Origin of the sequence: Streptomyces sp. LaPpAH-108, from assembly GCF_000373625.1 — a bacterium.
Classification (GTDB): Bacteria; Actinomycetota; Actinomycetes; order Streptomycetales; family Streptomycetaceae; genus Streptomyces.
Genome location: NZ_KB891988.1, coordinates 999,923 through 1,016,426, shown reverse-complemented (window position 1 = coordinate 1,016,426; position 16,504 = coordinate 999,923). Strand labels below are relative to the sequence as shown.

The window sequence follows — 16,504 nt, the reverse complement described above, 5'->3', positions numbered from 1 at the left end:
CTCAGCTGACGAAGTACGTCGGGTTGGGCAGCTTGTAGGTGCGGTCGGCGTAGCCGCCGTCCAGGTCGGAGTACTGGTCGCCGAAGTTGGCGATGATGTCGTACCCGAGGTCCTTCTCGATGTGCTTGCGGGTACCGGCCTTGTACTGCACGGTCGTGCAGGTCCAAGTGCCCGGCGTGGCGCAACTCGACAGGTAGGCGGGCGGGTTGGCCTTGTCCTTGAGGAACATGTGGCCCGGGTCCAGGTTCACGTCGGCCCCGACCTTCTTCAGGTTCTCCACGGCACCGGCGCGCTGCGCCTCGCTGAGCCCGGAGTTGTAGAAGACGGCGACACCCTTGGACTCGGCGTACCGCACGAGGGCGGGGCTGCCGAAGACCTCGGGGCGGTCGGCACGATTGACGTAATCGTTCCATGTGTTCGCGTCGTACGTGTAGTTGTAGCGCTTCTCGTAGTCGAGGCTCAGCAGCAGCGTGTCGTCGATGTCGAACACGACGGCCGGCTTGTGCCCCCGGTGGTGCGTCTTGCGCGCCGCCTGGTCGATCCAGCGCTTGGCATCGGCGTCGATCCGCGCCAGGTCCTTGGCGTACGGGCTGCTCGGCGACGCCTGGTACACCCCGTCGCTGTCGGCGGTGGTGCCGTAGTAGGTGTCGATGTCCTTGACCAGAACCCCGATGTTGTAGGGCTCATGCGTGGAGTTCGCCGTCGACTGCCCGGCGGTGGCCGCACCGGCGCCGTACAGCAGCCCCCCGGCGAGCGCACAGGCGGCGGTGGCCGCCGCGATCCGCAGTGATTTATGCATGACACGTTTTCTACGCGCGTCATCGCGGCGGCGGGGCGGCCGTTGCACGATCGATATCAAGCCATGGCCGTCCCGGGGGCCACGTCGGCGGGGTCCGTCGTGGGGCCCGCCTCGATCACGGCGTCCAGCATGCCGCGCGACGCCTGGAGTTCCTGGATCGCCCGGGTGATCCGCTCGCGCTCCGTGCGCAGCTCCGTGACCAAGTCCGAGCAGATCGGCACCAGTCGGCGGTCGTCCTGCTCACGCAGACACGGCAGCACGCGGGCGATCGTCTCCGTGGTCAGTCCGGCGGTGAGCAGGGTCCGTACGCGGCGGACGGTGTCCACGTCCTCCGCGCGGTAGACGCGGTAGCCGCTGGGCAGACGGCTCGGCGCCAGCAGCCCCTGCTCCTCGTAGTAGCGCAGCAGCCGCTCGCTGACGCCGGTCCGCCGGACCATCTCCCCGATGCGCACGGGCCCACCCTCCCGGGCTTGACTCTCACATGGATGTCAGACTTTAGCGTCGCGCCATGAAGAAGAGTTCCGTGATTCTCGCGGCCCTGTGCGTGTCCGTGTGCGTGGTGGGCACGTCGGAATACCTGGTCGCCGGTCTGCTGCCCCAAGTCGCCGCGGATCTAGGGGTGTCGGTGGGCGCCGCCGGGCAGACCGTCACCGCGTACGGCCTCGGGGTGGTCGTCGGCGGCCCCGTGGTGACCCTGGCCACCGCCCGGGTGCCGCGCAAGCTCCTCGCGGTGGCGCTGATGCTGCTGTTCGCGACCGGCAGCGCCGTCAGCGCGTGCGCGCCGTCCTACGAAGTTCTCCTGGCGGGACGGGTGTTGTCCTCGCTCGGGCACGCGACGTTCTTCGCCCTCTGCCTGGTGGTCGCGGGCCGGATCGTCCCCGCGGAACAGGTGGGACGGGCGACGGCGGCCGTGGTCTCCGGACTGACCGCGGCGACCCTCCTCGGCGTTCCGCTGGGGGCGCTGCTGGGCGAACGGACCGGCTGGCGAACGCCGTTCACCGTGCTCACCGGTCTCGCCCTGCTCGGCACCGCGCTGCTCGCCGTCGTGCTGCCCCGCCAATCGGCCGGACCGGCGGGAGCGCGCGCCGAGATCAGGGTCATGGCACGACGGCCCGTGCTGCTCGCCCTCGCGACCACCGCCGTCGGCTTCGCGGGCGTCGCCACGGTCTTCACCTACCTGGCCCCGCTGCTCACGCACGTCACCGGATTCCCCGCGTCCGTCGTCTCGGCCCTGCTCCTCGCCTACGGGGCCGGGAGTTTCCTCGGCAACATCGTCGCGGGGCGGCTGACCGATCTGGCCCCGGCCGCCACCCTGCGCGGTGTCTTCGCGGCCCTGACCGTACTGCTGGCCTGCACACCCTTCGCGGCGACCTGGCAGCCGACCGCCGCCCTGGCAGTGCTGCTGCTCGGCCTGCTCGCCACCGCCACCATCGCCCCGCTCCAGGGCCTGATCCTGCGGCACGCCCAGGAGGCGCCCACCCTCGCGGTCTCCGTCAACGTCGGCGCCTTCCAGCTGGCCACCGCCATGGGCTCCGCGATCGGCGGGGCGGTCGTCGCGGCAGGCGCGCTGCGCTGGACCGGCGCGGCCGGAGCGGTGCTGAGCGCGCTGGGCCTGGCCCTCTCGGTCTACGCGCTCCCCCGGAGGTCCGGGGCAAACGACCCGTCCGGCACCCGTACCCCGACGGCCGTCTGAACCACCCGTCGCGGCGCCTCCTCCGTCACGCGGGAGCGGCCCAGCCCGGGTCGCGTCCGCTGAGCCCGAGCGCTCGGTCCAGCGGGGACGCGTCCGCCGGGACCGGGACGATCGGGCCGAAGAGGCCCGCGGGGCGGTCGGGGAGTTCGGCGGCTGCTTGGAGGAAGGTGTGGGCGGAGGACAGGGCTTCGGGGTCGGGGGTGTAGGGGAGGTCCAGGGCGCGGGCGAGGTCCCAGGCGTGGAGGACCAGTTCGTCGGCGGCCACGGCGCCCGCGACCGCGCCGGGGAGGGCGACGCCGCCGGCGCGGGTGTCGCCGGTCCAGGCGGAGGGGTCGCGCCAGGCGTCGGCCAGGGCGTCCAGGGCCTTGGGCAGCTCCGTGCGCCAGTCCGGGGCGAGGACGAGCCTGGCGGTGGTGGGGGCGGTGTCGGTCCTCGGGCCGAAGTCCTTGAGGGCCGCCGACCGGAAGGCAACGGACAGGGAGTGCAGATGGGCCAGCAGGTCCCCGACCGTGTAGTCCGGGCATGGGGTGGAGGCCGTCAGCTGGTCGTCGGACACATGGTCGGCGAGCTGGGCCACGATCCGGGCCTGAGGGCCGAGGTCGGGCAGCGGATCGGTCGGGGCGGCCATGGCGGGCTCCTTGCATACGGGGGGTACGGCGGGCGTCCGTGTATGGGATATGACCTGGCCGGGGGTGGGAACTCATCGGCGGCCCCGCATCACAAACTGCTGCTCCCGCTCTACGCCCTCCCCCCGCTCCTCACGGCGGCCCGCCTCGCTCAGTGTCCCGACAGGGCCTCCCGTACCGCCGCGAGGTCGTCGTCCGATGCCAATCCGGCGTGATACAGGCGCAGTTCGGTCGCCCCGGCGTCCTGTGCGCGGGCCGCGTCGACGGCGAGGGTGGCCGGGCTGCCGCCCAGGCCGGAGACGATGGTGAGGTTGGCGGCCAGGACCGTGTCGAGGCCGGCCCGTGCGGCGAAGGGGGCCAGCGGCGCCGTACCGCCCATACAGGGGACCACCACACCGTCCGCCCGGGAGAGTATGTGGGCGGGGTCTACTCCGGCGTTGGCACCGCAGTGGTACGACACCGGGTCCGCGTGCAAGAGCACCTGGAAGCCCTCGGGCGCGGCGGCGCGTACGGCCGTGACGGCGTCCTCCTGGAGGGTGCGGGCGGTGTGCTCGCGCCAGGTCAGCGTGGCCGCCGCCGCGTCCGCGCCGAGCAGCCGCTCCACGTCCGACCACCCCTCGCCGTCGTCCGCCGCCCCGCGCCACACCGGCTCCAGAGCGCCCCGTACGACGGCCGCCAACTTGTCGGCGTCCAGGCCGTGTTCGCCGTACCCCTCCCGGCAGTCGGGGCAGAAGCACAGCGACATCAGATACTCGCCCGCCTCCCCCAGCGCGACCCCGCCCGTCTTGTCGTGGGCGTGCAGATGCCGCAGCCCGTACCAGCCGAGGGATTCCAGCTCGGTGCCCTGCGCGCCGGGGCGTACGGCGGCCTCGGCGGCCAGGTCCACCAGGTAGGCGCGGACGGCGGGCTGGGCGATGCAGGGCGCCCAGGGATAGCGGTCGCCGTAGGCGTTGACGACCGAGGTGTGCGGATGCTCCGCGCCCAGGCGGGAGTTGTGGGCGAGCACCACCCAGGTGTGCACCTCCAGGCCCGCCGCCGCCAGTGCCCCGGCGGCCTCGCCCCAGGCGTCACCGGGCGCCCAGTCGCCCGCCACATAGGGGCGGAGCACACGACCCGCCCACCGCTCCCCCGGCGGATAGAGCACCGCCGCGTGCTCGGCGGTGACGATCCGGTGGCGGGGATGGCGCGGGGTGAGGGCGCGGGTGGAGTGGTAGGCGGCGGCCAGCGTCGCCTGTTCCACGCCGAGCCCGGCGATCCGGTCGGGCGCGGCGGGATCGCCGACCACGTCCCAGGGGTAGACGAACGCCGACGCCTTCACGTCTCCACCTCCGGCGGCACGGCCGGAGCAGCGTACGGGGTGTATCCCTGACCGGCGTCCAAGTCCATGAACAGCGGCACGCTACGGTCCCGCTCTCGGGCGGGTCAAGGCATCCAACAAGCCACCCGCACACGGGTGTTCCATCCCGGGATGTCCCCTTGACCGGTCCCGGCGGCGCTCCTTAGCTTGCCCATGTATGTGAATCACGTTCGCGCATACGACCGGCAGCCCAGCGGCAAGGAGACCACATGTCCGCCCCCCACCCAGCGGCCCGCACCCTCCTGCTCACCGGCGCCTCCGGCGGAGTCGGCACCCTGATGCGCTCCCTGCTGCCCCGGTACGGCTACACACTGCGCCTGCTGGACGCCCGCCCCGTCGAGGGCGAACCGGACGCGATCACCGCCGACCTCGCGGACCGGGAGACCCTGCGCGAGGCGGTGCGCGGGGTGGACGGGATCCTCCACCTCGCGGGCATCTCCCTGGAGGCGCCGTTCGAGAAAATCCTCCGCGCCAACATCGAGGGCACCTACCACCTCTACGAAGCCGCCCGCCTCGAAGGGGTCTCGCGCGTGGTCTTCGCCTCCTCCAACCATGCCGTCGGCTACACCCCCGCGCCCCTGGACGGCGGCAGCCCGATTCCCGCCGACACCCCGCACCGCCCGGACACCTTCTACGGTCTGTCCAAGTGCTTCGGCGAGGACCTGGCCCAGCTCTACTGGGACAAGCACGGTCTGGAGACCGTCTCCGTGCGCATCGGCTCCTGCTTCCCGGAGCCCACCAGCGTGCGGATGCTGTCGATCTGGCTGAGTCCCGCCGACGCCGCCCGCCTCTTCCACGCGGCGCTGACCGCCGAAGGCGTCGGCCACACGGTCGTCTACGGCGGCTCGGCCAACACGCGCGCGTGGATGGACCTGAGCGGCGCGCGGGCGCTCGGCTACGAGCCGCGGGACGACTCCGAGCCGTACGCGGCGGACCTGATCGCCAAGGAGGGCGAGCTGGACCCGGCGAACCCGGCCCATCACCACCTGGGCGGTCCCTTCCTCGTCGACCCGCCGATCTGGCCGTACTGAGCCCCGCCGCACCCCGGTGCGGCCGAAAACGATCCCTCGCGGCGGCGGGCGGGCGCCAAACGGGCCCGCCCGCCGCCGTTTCGGGCACCCGCCACGCCCGCTTCGATCTCCGTTCGGGCAGCCGCGCAGGTCCGGGGCGGGCATGGCGCTGTGTGAACGGGCACACACGGGCAGGATCGGACACCCAACAGACCTGGTCAGCGCCGCGCGACCGCTGTAGAACTCTCCCCAGGGCCCGAACGGGCATCTCAATGACGAGAGCGGGTGACTACATGGGCACCAACACGGCCGAGGAGCGCCAGCGCGCGATCGTGCGCGCGGCACGTGAGACCGGCGCCGTGGACGTCACCGCTCTTGCCGTCGAGCTGGGCGTGGCCAAGGAGACCATCCGGCGCGATCTGCGCGCGCTGGAGGACCACGGCCTGGTCCGCCGTACGCACGGAGGCGCCTACCCGGTCGAGAGCGCCGGCTTCGAGACGACGCTCGCCTTCCGTGCCACCAGCCACGTCCCCGAGAAACGCAGGATCGCGGCTGCCGCGGCCGAGCTGCTCGGAGACGCGGAGTCGGTCTTCGTCGACGAGGGCTTCACCCCGCAGCTCATCGCCGAGGCCCTGCCGACCGACCGGCAGCTGACCGTGGTCACCGCCTCCCTGCCGGTCGCGGGCGCCCTCGCGGAGGCCGAGAACGTCTCGGTCCTGCTGCTCGGCGGCCGGGTCAGAGCCGGAACGCTCGCCACGGTCGACCACTGGACGACCAAGATGCTGGCCGGGTTCGTCCTGGACCTCGCCTTCGTCGGCGCCAACGGCATCTCCCGCGAACACGGTCTGACCACGCCCGATCCCGCCGTGAGCGAGGTCAAGGCGCAGGCCGTGCGGGCCTCGCGGCGCACGGTGTTCGCGGGCGTGCACACCAAGTTCGGGGCGGCCAGCTTCTGCCGGTTCGCCGATGTGGGCTCGGTGGACGCGATCGTCACGAGCACCCAGCTCCCGGCCGCCGAGGCCCACCGCTACTCCCTCCTCGGGCCCCAGGTCATCAGGGTCTGACCGCGGACCCCGAGCCGCCTCCCCGCCCGTACCGCACCCACGTACCCGCACCACCCGGCCGTCCGCCGTACCCCCGGCGAGCCGCACGGCCGGTCCCGCCACACCCCGAGCACCACCCGAGCACCACGAGCACCACAAGAAACACCCGCACCACCCACCTTCCGCTTACGGGACCGACAAGCGATCAGGAGCACCCCAGCCATGCCAACCCAGAGCCGACGTACGCCTCGCGTCCTCCTCGCCGCCGCTGCCGCGGGAACGCTCGTCTCGCCCCTGCTCACCGGCTGCGCGGGCGCGGGCGGTGCGGGAGGCGGCGGGTCCACCGCCCACTCCATCAACGTCCTGATGGTGAACAACCCGCAGATGGTGGAGCTGCAGAAGCTCACCGCCGCGAACTTCACCAAGAAGACCGGCATCAAGGTCAACTTCACCGTGCTGCCGGAAAACGATGTCAGAGACAAGATCAGCCAGGACTTCGCCAACCAGGCGGGCCAGTACGACGTCGCCACCCTCAGCAACTACGAGATACCGATCTACGCCAAGAACGGCTGGCTGCACTCGGTCGACAGCTACGTCAAGAGCGACAAGGGCTTCGACCAGCAGGACATCCTCACCCCGATGACGCAGGCGCTGACCGGCGCGGACGGCAAGCTCTACGGCGAGCCCTTCTACGGCGAGTCCTCCTTCCTGATGTACCGCAAGGACGTCCTGGCCAAGAAGAAGCTGACGATGCCGGCCCACCCCACCTGGAAGCAGGTGGCCGACATCGCCGCGAAGACGGACGGCGCCGAGCCCGGTATGAAGGGCATCTGCCTGCGCGGCCTGCCCGGCTGGGGCGAGGTCATCGCCCCGCTGACCACGGTGGTCAACACCTTCGGCGGCACCTGGTTCGACAAGGACTGGAACGCCCGCGTGAACTCCCCCGAGTTCAAGAAGGCCACGCAGTTCTACGTCGACCTGGTGCGCAAGCACGGCGAGTCGGGCGCCGCGCAGTCCGGCTACGCCGAGTGCCTGAACAACATGACGCAGGGCAAGACGGCCATGTGGTACGACGCCACGGCGGGCGCCGGTTCGCTGGAGGCGTCCGGCTCCCCGGTCAAGGGCAAGATCGGCTACGTGGCGGCCCCGGTCGAGAAGACCAAGAGCTCCGGCTGGCTCTACACCTGGGCGTGGGGCATCCAGAAGGCGTCCCAGCACCCCGACGACGCCTGGAAGTTCATCTCGTGGGCCTCCGGCAAGGGCTACGAGAACCTGGTCGGGCAGAAGGCCGGCTGGTCCAACGTGCCCGCGGGCAAGCGCGCCTCGACCTACGACATCCCGCAGTACACCAAGGAGGCGGGCGCCTTCGCGGACGTCACCAAGGACGCCATCGCGAGCGCCGAGCCGAAGAACCCGGGCGTGCAGCCCCGGCCCGCGCCCGGCATCCAGTTCGTCGGCATCCCCGAGTTCACCGACCTGGGCACCAAGGTCGCCCAGGAGATCAGCTCCGCGATCGCCGGACGTCAGTCCGTGGACAGCGCGCTGAAGAAGTCCCAGGCGTACGCCGAGACCGTCGGCAAGAAGTACCGGAAGTAAGAAGTACGAGGATCATGACCGTGACGACATCGGCCCCGGTCGCCGCCGCCACCGCGCGGCCGGCGGCCCGGCCCTCGGACCGCATCCGCGCGTGGGCGACCCGTGCCCCGCTGCTGCCCGCCCTGGTCTTCATGATCGCGGTGACCCAGCTGCCCTTCGTGGCCACGCTGGTGATCTCGTTCTTCGACTGGAACGCCCTCTACCCGAAGGCGCGCCGGTTCACCGGGATCGACAACTACCGCCAAGTGCTGACCGACGCGGACCTGCGCCAGTCGGTGTGGGTGACCGTGCTGCTCACCGTCGCCGTGGTGCTGGCCAGCCTGATCATCGGGCTGGGTCTGGCGCTGCTGCTCGACCGGAAGTTCCCGGGCCGGGGCGCGGTGCGCACCCTGCTCATCGCGCCCTTCCTGGTGGTGCCCACGGCCGCCGCCCTGCTCTGGAAACATGTGCTCTACAACCCGGAGTACGGTCTGTTCAATGGGTTGCTGCACTATGTGGGCGGCCCACAGCCCGACTGGATCTCGAACACCCCGCTGCTCGCGGTCGAAGCCTCGCTGGTGTGGCAGTGGACACCGTTCATGATGCTGATCCTGCTGGCCGGGCTGCAGAGCCGGGACCAGCAGCAGATCGAGGCCGCCCGGGTGGACGGGGCGAGCGACTGGCAGATCTTCCGCCATCTCACCCTGCCGCATCTGCGCCGTTACCTGGAACTGGGCGCCCTGCTGGGTTCCATCTACATCGTGCAGAACTTCGACGCGGTGTTCACGCTGACCTCCGGCGGTCTCGGCACCGCCAACCTGCCCTACACCGTGTACCAGACCTTCTACCAGGCGCACGAGAACGGCCTGGCCTCGGCCGCGGGCGTGCTCGTCGTCATCGGCTCCATCATCATCGCGACCTTCGCCCTGCGCGTGGTGTCGTCCCTGTTCCGCGAGGAGGTGTCGCGCGGATGAGCGCCCTGACCGCGAAGCGGCGCGGCGGCATCGGGCTCGGCCTGGTGGCCTGGCTGGCCGGCATCGTCTTCTTCCTGCCCATCGCCTGGATGGCGCTGACGTCCTTCCACTCCGAGGCGGACGCGGCGACCAACCCGCCGTCCTTCGCCGCCGCCCTCACCCTGGACGGCTACCGCGACTTCTTCGGCGCGAACGGCGGGGCGAGCCCCTGGCCCGCGCTGATCAACTCGGCGATGGCGTCGGTGCTCTCGACCGTCTTCGTGCTGCTGCTGGCCCTTCCGGCGGCGTACGCGCTGTCGATCCGGCCGGTGAAGAAGTGGACGGACGTCCTGTTCTTCTTCCTGTCGACCAAGATGCTGCCGGCCGTGGCGGGTCTGCTGCCGCTGTACCTGTTCGCGAAGAACACCGGGATGCTGGACAACATCTGGCTCCTGGTCATCCTCTACACCTCGATGAACCTGCCGATCGCGGTGTGGATGATGCAGTCGTTCCTCGCCGAGGTGCCGGTCGCCATCATCGAGGCGGCGCGGGTGGACGGGGCGCCGCTGCCGATGATCCTGGCCCGCGTGGTGGCCCCGATCGCCCTTCCGGGCATCGCGGCGACGTCCCTGATCTGCTTCATCTTCAGCTGGAACGAGCTGCTGTTCGCCCGGGTCCTGACGGGTGTGGTCGCGCAGACCGCCCCCGTGTTCCTGACGAGCTTCATCACCAGTCAGGGCCTGTTCCTGGCCAAGGTGTGCGCCGCCTCGCTCGTCATCTCCCTGCCGGTGCTCGCCGCGGGGTTCGCCGCCCAGGACAAGCTGGTCCAGGGCCTGTCGCTTGGAGCCGTGAAATGAAGGCCGCCGTCATCGAGTCCGTGGGCCGCGCCGTCGTCATGGAGGTCCCCGACCCGACGCCCGGACCCCGCGAGGTCGTCGTCGAGGTCGCGGCCTGCGGCCTGTGCGGCACCGATCTGCACATCCTCCAGGGCGAGTTCGCGCCCAAGCTGCCGATCATCCCGGGCCACGAGTTCGCGGGCGAGGTCGTCGGGATCGGCAGCCAGGTCACCGAGGTCGCGGTCGGCGACCGGGTGGCCGTCGACCCCTCCCTCTACTGCTACGAGTGCCGGTTCTGCCGCGACGGCCACAACAACATGTGCGAGCGCTGGGCCGCGATCGGCGTGACCACGGCGGGCGGCGCGGCCCAGTTCGCGGTGGCCCCGGTGGCCAACTGCGTGAAGCTGCCCGAGCACGTACGCACCGAGGACGCGGCCCTGATCGAGCCGCTGTCCTGCGCGGTGCGCGGCTACGACATCCTCAACTCCCGTCTCGGCGCCCACGTCCTGATCTACGGCTCGGGCACCATGGGCCTGATGATGATGGAGCTGGCCAAGCGCACCGGCGCCTCCAGCGTGGACATCGTGGACATCAACCCGGCCCGCCTGGAGACCGCCAAGCTGCTCGGTGTCTCGGGCGCGGCGGCCAGCGCGGACGAGCTGGACCGGCCGCAGGGCTGGGAGGTCGTGATCGACGCGACCGGCAACGCGGCGGCGATCCAGGACGGTCTGGGCCGGGTCGCGAAGGCGGGTACGTTCCTGCAGTTCGGCGTGGCCGACTACGCGACGCGGGTCACCATCGACCCGTACCGCATCTACAACCAGGAGATCACCATCACGGGCTCCATGGCCGTGCTGCACAGCTACGAGCGGGCGGCGGAGCTGTTCGCGAACGGTGTGCTGAACCCGGAGGTGTTCATCAGCGACCGGATCGCGCTGGACAACTACCCGCAGGCGCTGGAGCAGTTCGCGGCGGGCGTCGGGCGCAAGATCGTCGTGGTGCCCTGACCCTGCTTGACCCAGGGTTTTACCCGGTGCGGTGACCCGAACGGGGGTCACCGCACCGGGTAAGGGAACGGCAAAGTCATGTCGTTCGTTCACCCGGCATGACCGCTATGACCCCTGGTTCGAACGTGCCGCTGCCGGCCGCCCGTGTCTCCGTGGACGTCGCCGCGCCCGTGCGGCTGGACGTGTCGGGCCTGCTGCTCACCGCCGACGGCAAGGTGCGCTCCGACGCCGACTTCATCTTCTACAACCAGCCGTCCGGCCCGGGCGTGGCCTACCGCTCCGGCGGCGGCGCGCCGGACGCGATCACGGTGGACACCGCCGCCGTGCCGCCGGACATCGAGAAGATCGTGGTGACCGCGAGCCCGGACGCGGCGGGCCAGACCTTCCAGGGCATCGAGCCGACGGCCACGATCCGCGACGCGGACGGCGGCGCGGTCCTGGCCACCTTCACCCCGCCCAGCCTGGGCAGCGAGACCGCGCTGGTGGTCGTGGAGATCTACCGGCGCAACGGCCAGTGGAAGGCCCGCGCGGTCGGCCAGGGCTATGCGAACGGCCTGGCGGGCATCGCCACGGACTTCGGTGTGACGGTGGAGGAACCGGCGCAGCCCGCCGCGGCCCCCGCTCCCCAGCAGCCGGTCTCCCAGCCGTCCGCCGCTCCCCCGATGCCGTCCGCTCCCCCGGCCCAGCCCGCTCCGCCCGCTCCCGGCGCGGGCAAGGTCAACCTGGACAAGGGCCGGGTCAGCCTCCGCAAGAACGAGACGGTGTCCCTGGTCAAGGGCGGTGCCCCGCTGCTCTCCCGGGTCCAGATGGGCCTCGGCTGGGAGCCCGCCTACCGGGGCAAGGACATCGACCTGGACGCCTCGGTCATCGCCTACGGCCCGCAGCGCAACGCGGTCGACGCCTGCTACTTCGGCAAGCTGTCCATCCTGAACGGCGCGATCAAGCACTCCGGCGACAACCTCACCGGCGAGGGCGGCGGTGACGACGAGGTGATCACGGTCGACCTCGGCCGCGTCCCCCAGGAGGTCACCGGCCTGGTCTTCACCGTCAACTCCTTCTCCGGCCAGAAGTTCACCGAGGTCGCCAAGGCGTACTGCCGCCTGATCGACCCGGTGACCGGCGAAGAACTGGTCCGCTTCGACCTCACCTCCGCCGAACCCCAGACCGGCGTCCTCATGGCCAAATTCGTCCGCCAGTACTCCGGCGAATGGGACATGACAGCCCTCGGCGACTTCGTGAAGGCCCGCACGGTGAAGAACATGATGGGCCCGGGGGCAAAGGCGCTCTGACGGCCCGCGCGCTCGGCACACCTCGGCCGCCGGTCCTTCCGCCTCCCCTCCAGGGGGCAGCGGAAGGACCGGTGGGGCTGCCGTAGGGCACCTCGGTCTCAGGCACCGGCGTTCGCCCCGAGGCACCCGCGCTACGGCCGCAGCCCCTCCGTCAGGAACGTCAGGTACCGGCGGATCTCGTGCCCCTCGCCGTTCGCCAGTTCCGAGGCGGTGGCGACTCCGTGGGCCAGGCGGAGGAGGTCCACCGGGGAGAGGTCCTGGCGGAGGGTGCCCTCGGTCCGGGCGGCAAAGACCAGGCGGGTGACCGCGCCCTGCACCACCGCGCCGCAGGTGGTGGGTGGGACCGAGGTGCCGTCGGTGACGGCCTTGCCCAGCAGGGACTTCATGCCGCGGACCTGGATCGAGGCGACGCAGAGTTCGTAGAGCCATTCGGCCAGGGCCTCGCCCGGCGGCAGGCGTTCGGCGAGGGCGTCGGCGCGGGCGCCCAGCGCCTCGATCCGCTCCACGTACGCCGCCTCCAGGAGTGCCTGGCGGGTCGGGAAGTGCCGGTAGAGGGTGCCGGAGCCGACCCCGGCGCGCTTGGCGATGTCGTCGAGGGACGCGTTCTCGCCGTGCTCGGCGAACGCCTCGGCCGCCACCTCCAGCAGCCGCTCGTAGTTCCGCCGGGCGTCCGCCCGCATGGGTCTGACCCGCGCCATCACCTGACTCCTCGCCCATCCGGGGCGGCACCCACGGAGACCACGAGCACCCGCCGCACGCCTCAAAGCCCTTGCTGCGACCGCGCCTTGAACGCCGCCTTGCGCGCCTCCTTCGCCACCCGCTTGTCCGGGTGGAGCCGCCCCATCGCCTCCAGCACCTCGGGGGTCGCCGGGTGGTCCACCCGCCAGGCCGCCGCGAAGAACCCGCTGTGCTGGGCGGCCAACCCCTCGACCAGCGCCTGCAGTTCCTCGGAGTTCCCCTCCGCCTGGAGCTGCGCGGCGATGGTGTCGACGGTCAGCCAGAACACCAGGTCCTGGGTGGGCGGCGGCACATCGGCCGCGCCGCGCTCGCTGAGCCACACCCGGGCGAGGCCGCCCAGCTCGGCGTCGTCCAGCACCTCGCGCAGCGCGGGCTCGGCTTCCGGGCCGACCAGGGACAGTGCCTGCTGGCAGTGCAGCCGCCGCAGCGGGGCCCCCGCGTCGGCGCCCCGGGCCGCGGCCAGCAACTCCCGTGCTGCGGCGAGGGGTTCGCGCTCGGCGAGCCACCGCTCGGTCTCGGCCCGCGCGGCCTGCGGCCCGAAGGCGGCGGTGCCGTCGAGCAGCACGTCGGCGCCCTTGTCCGCGAAGTCGCCGACGGCCGGGGCCTCGAACCCGGCCTCAAGCAGCCGGGCGCGCATGCCGTACACCCCGAGCGGGGTGAGGCGGACCATGCCGTAGCGGGCGATGTCGTCCTCGTCCACGGGCACGGCGGGCTCGGTCTCCGCGTCGCCCATCAGCGCCTCGTCCACCGGCTCGTACTCCACCGCGCCGACCGGCGCGAGCAGCCGGAACTGGTCGTCAAGGCGCATCATCGCGTCGGAGACCTGCTCCAGGACGGCGTCGCTGGGCTCGTCCATGTCGCCGGGCACGATCACGGAGGCGGCGAGGGCGGGCAGCGGCACCGGGCTCTCGCCGGGGCCGTCCTCGCTGGCGGACAGCAGATAGAGGTTGCCGAGGACGTTGTCCAGGAACTCCGCCTCGGCCTCGGGATCCCAGTCGAGCGACGTGAAATCGATCTCGCCGCCCTCCTCCAGGGCGTCGACCAGACCGTCCAGGTCGGGCACGCTCGCGTCCGCCAGGACCGTCTCCAGGGCGGCCAGCCACACCCCCAGCACGTCCTGCGGGGAGCCGGTGAGCAGGGCGAGGCCGTCGCCGGGCGCCACGGTCCCGGCCTCCTCGTCGGTGATCTCGACCAGCCCGGCGTCCACCGCGACCCGCCACGCCTCGGCGGCGTCGGCGGCGGCGTCCGCCCCGTCGAGCCCGAGCAGCGCGGCGGCGGCCGGAAGCTGTTCCTCGACCAGGCTGCCGCCCGAGTCCACGCGCGTCCCGTCCCCGGCCCAGCGGGCCAGGCGGGCGGCGCGGGAGAGCAGCGGGGTGGACAGCGCGGCGTGCGCCAGCTCCGCTTCGGGGCGCAGCCGCACGGGCGGCAGGGGGGCGCTGTCTGACATCGGCTGGTTCTCCTCGGACCGTGAACGGGCTCGACCGCTCAGCCTAGACGGGTTTGCCGTCATGACCCCCGGTTCATCTGTGCGTCATCACCCGTCCATGGCTGAAACCTTGACAACTCCCGTCGCCAGGCAGGAGATTGACGCGCGTAGAAGTCGGGGAACGACTGTTCACCCGGCTCTGCGCACGTCACTGAGGGCCACCGGCCCGACACGCAACCGCGTTTCCACCCTCGTTCCGGCGTTCTCGTACGTCCCCGGAGGCATCCCTTGCCGAGCAGGTCTTCCGCGCGTCTCGCCGCGCTCACCGTCGCCGCCGTGTGCGGCGCGACGTCCGTCGTCGTCCTCACCTCGCCCGCGCACGCGGACGCGGTGCGCATCCACGACATCCAGGGCACCACCCGTATCTCGCCGTACGCCGGTCAGACGGTCACGGACGTGCCGGGCATCGTCACGGCCGTGCGGGACTACGGCTCGTCCAAGGGCTTCTGGCTCCAGGACCCGACGCCGGACGCCGACCCGGCCACCAGTGAGGGCGTGTTCGTCTTCACCAGCTCCGCGCCGAAGGTCGCCGTCGGTGACTCGGTCACGGTGACGGGCACGGTCTCCGAGTACGTGCCGGGCGGCACCGCCTCGGGCAACCAGTCGCTGACCGAGATCACCAAGCCGGTCGTCACCACGGTCTCCACCGGCAACCCGGTCCCGGCCCCGGTCGTCATCGGCAAGCACGCGGTGCCGGACCGCTACACGCCCGCCGGGGACGCGAACGGCTCCGTGAACAGCGTGCGGCTGGCCCCCTCGACGTACGCCCTGGACTACTACGAGTCCCTGGAGGGCATGAACGTCCAGGTCGCGGACACCCGCGTGGTCACCGGCACGGACCCCTACGCCGAGCTGTGGGTCACCGTGAAGCCCGGCGAGCACCGCACCCCCCGGGGCGGCACGCTCTACGGCTCGTACGACTCCCAGAACACCGGCCGTCTCCAGATCCAGTCGCTCGGCGCGACCGCCGACTTCCCGCAGGCGAACGTCGGCGACACCCTCAAGGGCGCCACGACCGGCCCGCTGGACTTCAACCAGTACGGCGGCTACACGCTCGTCGCGAGCAGCCTCGGCACGCTGAAGAGCGGCGGCCTGGAGCGGGAGACGACGCGGAAGCAGTCGGCGCGGCAGCTCGCGGTGGCGACGTACAACGTCGAGAACCTGGACCCCTCGGACGACACCTTCGCGCAGCACGCGTCCGCGATCGTGAACAACCTGCGGTCGCCCGACGTCGTGTCCCTGGAAGAGATCCAGGACGACAACGGCGCCACCGACGACGGCACGGTGTCGGCGGGCGTGACCGTGAACAAGCTGATCGACGCGATCGTGGCGGCGGGCGGCCCGCGCTACGACTGGCGCTCGATCGACCCGGTCAACGACCAGGACGGCGGCGAGCCCGGCGGCAACATCCGCCAGGTGTTCCTGTTCAACCCGGAGCGGGTGTCCTTCGTGGACCGCGCGGGCGGCGACTCCACGACCGCCGTCGGCGTGACCAAGGACCACGGCAAGGCGCGCCTCACCGCCTCGCCCGGCCGGATCGCCCCGGCCGACGCGGCCTGGAACGCGAGCCGCAAGCCGCTGGCGGGCGAGTTCGTCTTCCGGGGCAAGACGGTCTTCGTCATCGCCAACCACCTCAACTCCAAGGGCGGCGACCAGGCGCTGACCGCGCAGTACCAGCCGCCGACGCGCAGCTCGGAGACCCAGCGGCACGCGCAGGCGACCCTGGTGAACGGCTTCGTCAAGGACATCCTGGCCGTCCAGAAGGACGCGAACGTCGTCGCGCTCGGCGACATGAACGACTTCGAGTTCTCCGGCACCACCAAGATCCTGGAGGGGCGCGGCGAACTCTGGTCGGCGATCAAGTCGCTGCCTCAGAAGGAGCGTTACACCTACGACTACCAGGGCAACGCGCAGGTCCTGGACCAGATCCTGATCAGCCCGCAGATCAGGCGGAACGGTTCCTTCGACTACGACAGCGTGCACATCAACTCGGAGTTCCACGACCAGATCAGCGACCACGACCCGCAGGTGCTGCGCTTCCGCCCGTAACCCTTCAGAGCTGCTTAGCGATACCTCGCAGCAGATTTAAGTG

The 16,504-nt window shown here is 71.4% G+C and carries 15 protein-coding genes; 9 read left to right on the top strand and 6 right to left on the bottom strand.

Annotated features, from left to right (window positions below; genetic code table 11):
* Position 1: 1 nt before the first annotated feature.
* Positions 2 to 799: an HAD family acid phosphatase gene (locus tag B079_RS0110710; RefSeq protein WP_018545798.1), complete on the bottom strand. Its 798-nt coding sequence runs from the start codon at positions 797 to 799 to the stop codon at positions 2 to 4.
* Between the two features lie 56 nt (positions 800 to 855).
* Entirely contained in the window at positions 856 to 1,251 is a 396-nt protein-coding gene (locus B079_RS0110705; RefSeq protein WP_018545797.1) for a MerR family transcriptional regulator, read from the bottom strand.
* A 56-nt stretch (positions 1,252 to 1,307) separates the two neighbouring features.
* Here B079_RS0110705 and B079_RS0110700 point away from each other — a divergent pair, with 56 nt between their 5' ends.
* Complete coding sequence (locus B079_RS0110700; RefSeq protein WP_018545796.1) at positions 1,308 to 2,492, top strand: MFS transporter; 1,185 nt, start codon at positions 1,308 to 1,310, stop codon at positions 2,490 to 2,492.
* A gap of 25 nt (positions 2,493 to 2,517) precedes the next feature.
* Here the strand turns inward: B079_RS0110700 and B079_RS0110695 are convergent, their stop codons facing one another.
* Positions 2,518 to 3,120 (bottom strand): TIGR03086 family metal-binding protein, encoded by a 603-nt coding sequence (locus tag B079_RS0110695; protein ID WP_018545795.1) that lies wholly within the window; start codon positions 3,118 to 3,120, stop codon positions 2,518 to 2,520.
* A 149-nt stretch (positions 3,121 to 3,269) separates the two neighbouring features.
* Positions 3,270 to 4,436 carry a hypothetical protein gene (locus B079_RS0110690; RefSeq protein WP_018545794.1) on the bottom strand — a complete coding sequence of 389 codons (1,167 nt, stop codon included), beginning with the start codon at positions 4,434 to 4,436 and terminating at the stop codon, positions 3,270 to 3,272.
* A gap of 248 nt (positions 4,437 to 4,684) precedes the next feature.
* Here B079_RS0110690 and B079_RS0110685 point away from each other — a divergent pair, with 248 nt between their 5' ends.
* The 7 genes from B079_RS0110685 (at position 4,685) to B079_RS0110655 (ending at position 12,188) form a co-directional block, all read left to right on the top strand.
* A complete protein-coding gene (locus B079_RS0110685; RefSeq protein ID WP_018545793.1) occupies positions 4,685 to 5,506 on the top strand; it encodes an NAD-dependent epimerase/dehydratase family protein in 822 nt (273 codons plus the stop codon).
* Positions 5,507 to 5,778: 272 nt separating this feature from the next.
* A complete protein-coding gene (locus B079_RS0110680; RefSeq protein WP_018545792.1) occupies positions 5,779 to 6,549 on the top strand; it encodes a DeoR/GlpR family DNA-binding transcription regulator in 771 nt (256 codons plus the stop codon).
* A gap of 201 nt (positions 6,550 to 6,750) precedes the next feature.
* Entirely contained in the window at positions 6,751 to 8,124 is a 1,374-nt protein-coding gene (locus B079_RS0110675; protein ID WP_018545791.1) for an ABC transporter substrate-binding protein, read from the top strand.
* Between the two features lie 14 nt (positions 8,125 to 8,138).
* Positions 8,139 to 9,077, top strand: a complete 939-nt coding sequence (locus B079_RS0110670) for a carbohydrate ABC transporter permease (protein ID WP_018545790.1) — start codon at positions 8,139 to 8,141, stop codon at positions 9,075 to 9,077.
* The gene (locus tag B079_RS0110665; RefSeq protein WP_018545789.1) at positions 9,074 to 9,913 is read left to right on the top strand and encodes a carbohydrate ABC transporter permease; all 840 of its coding nucleotides are present in this window, start codon (positions 9,074 to 9,076) and stop codon (positions 9,911 to 9,913) included. Before B079_RS0110670 ends, B079_RS0110665 begins: the two co-directional genes overlap by 4 nt.
* Entirely contained in the window at positions 9,910 to 10,899 is a 990-nt protein-coding gene (locus B079_RS0110660; protein WP_018545788.1) for a zinc-dependent alcohol dehydrogenase family protein, read from the top strand. The genes B079_RS0110665 and B079_RS0110660 overlap by 4 nt, the downstream gene beginning before the upstream one ends.
* Before the next feature lie 107 nt (positions 10,900 to 11,006).
* Positions 11,007 to 12,188 carry a TerD family protein gene (locus tag B079_RS0110655; protein ID WP_018545787.1) on the top strand — a complete coding sequence of 394 codons (1,182 nt, stop codon included), beginning with the start codon at positions 11,007 to 11,009 and terminating at the stop codon, positions 12,186 to 12,188.
* A 131-nt stretch (positions 12,189 to 12,319) separates the two neighbouring features.
* On the opposite strand, the gene B079_RS0110650 is transcribed toward B079_RS0110655, so the two are convergent.
* Entirely contained in the window at positions 12,320 to 12,886 is a 567-nt protein-coding gene (locus B079_RS0110650; RefSeq protein WP_026248563.1) for a TetR/AcrR family transcriptional regulator, read from the bottom strand.
* A 62-nt stretch (positions 12,887 to 12,948) separates the two neighbouring features.
* A complete protein-coding gene (locus B079_RS0110645; protein ID WP_018545785.1) occupies positions 12,949 to 14,373 on the bottom strand; it encodes a hypothetical protein in 1,425 nt (474 codons plus the stop codon).
* 267 nt (positions 14,374 to 14,640) lie between these two features.
* Here B079_RS0110645 and B079_RS0110640 point away from each other — a divergent pair, with 267 nt between their 5' ends.
* A complete protein-coding gene (locus tag B079_RS0110640; protein ID WP_018545784.1) occupies positions 14,641 to 16,461 on the top strand; it encodes an endonuclease/exonuclease/phosphatase family protein in 1,821 nt (606 codons plus the stop codon).
* The last annotated feature ends 43 nt before the right edge of the window (positions 16,462 to 16,504 follow it).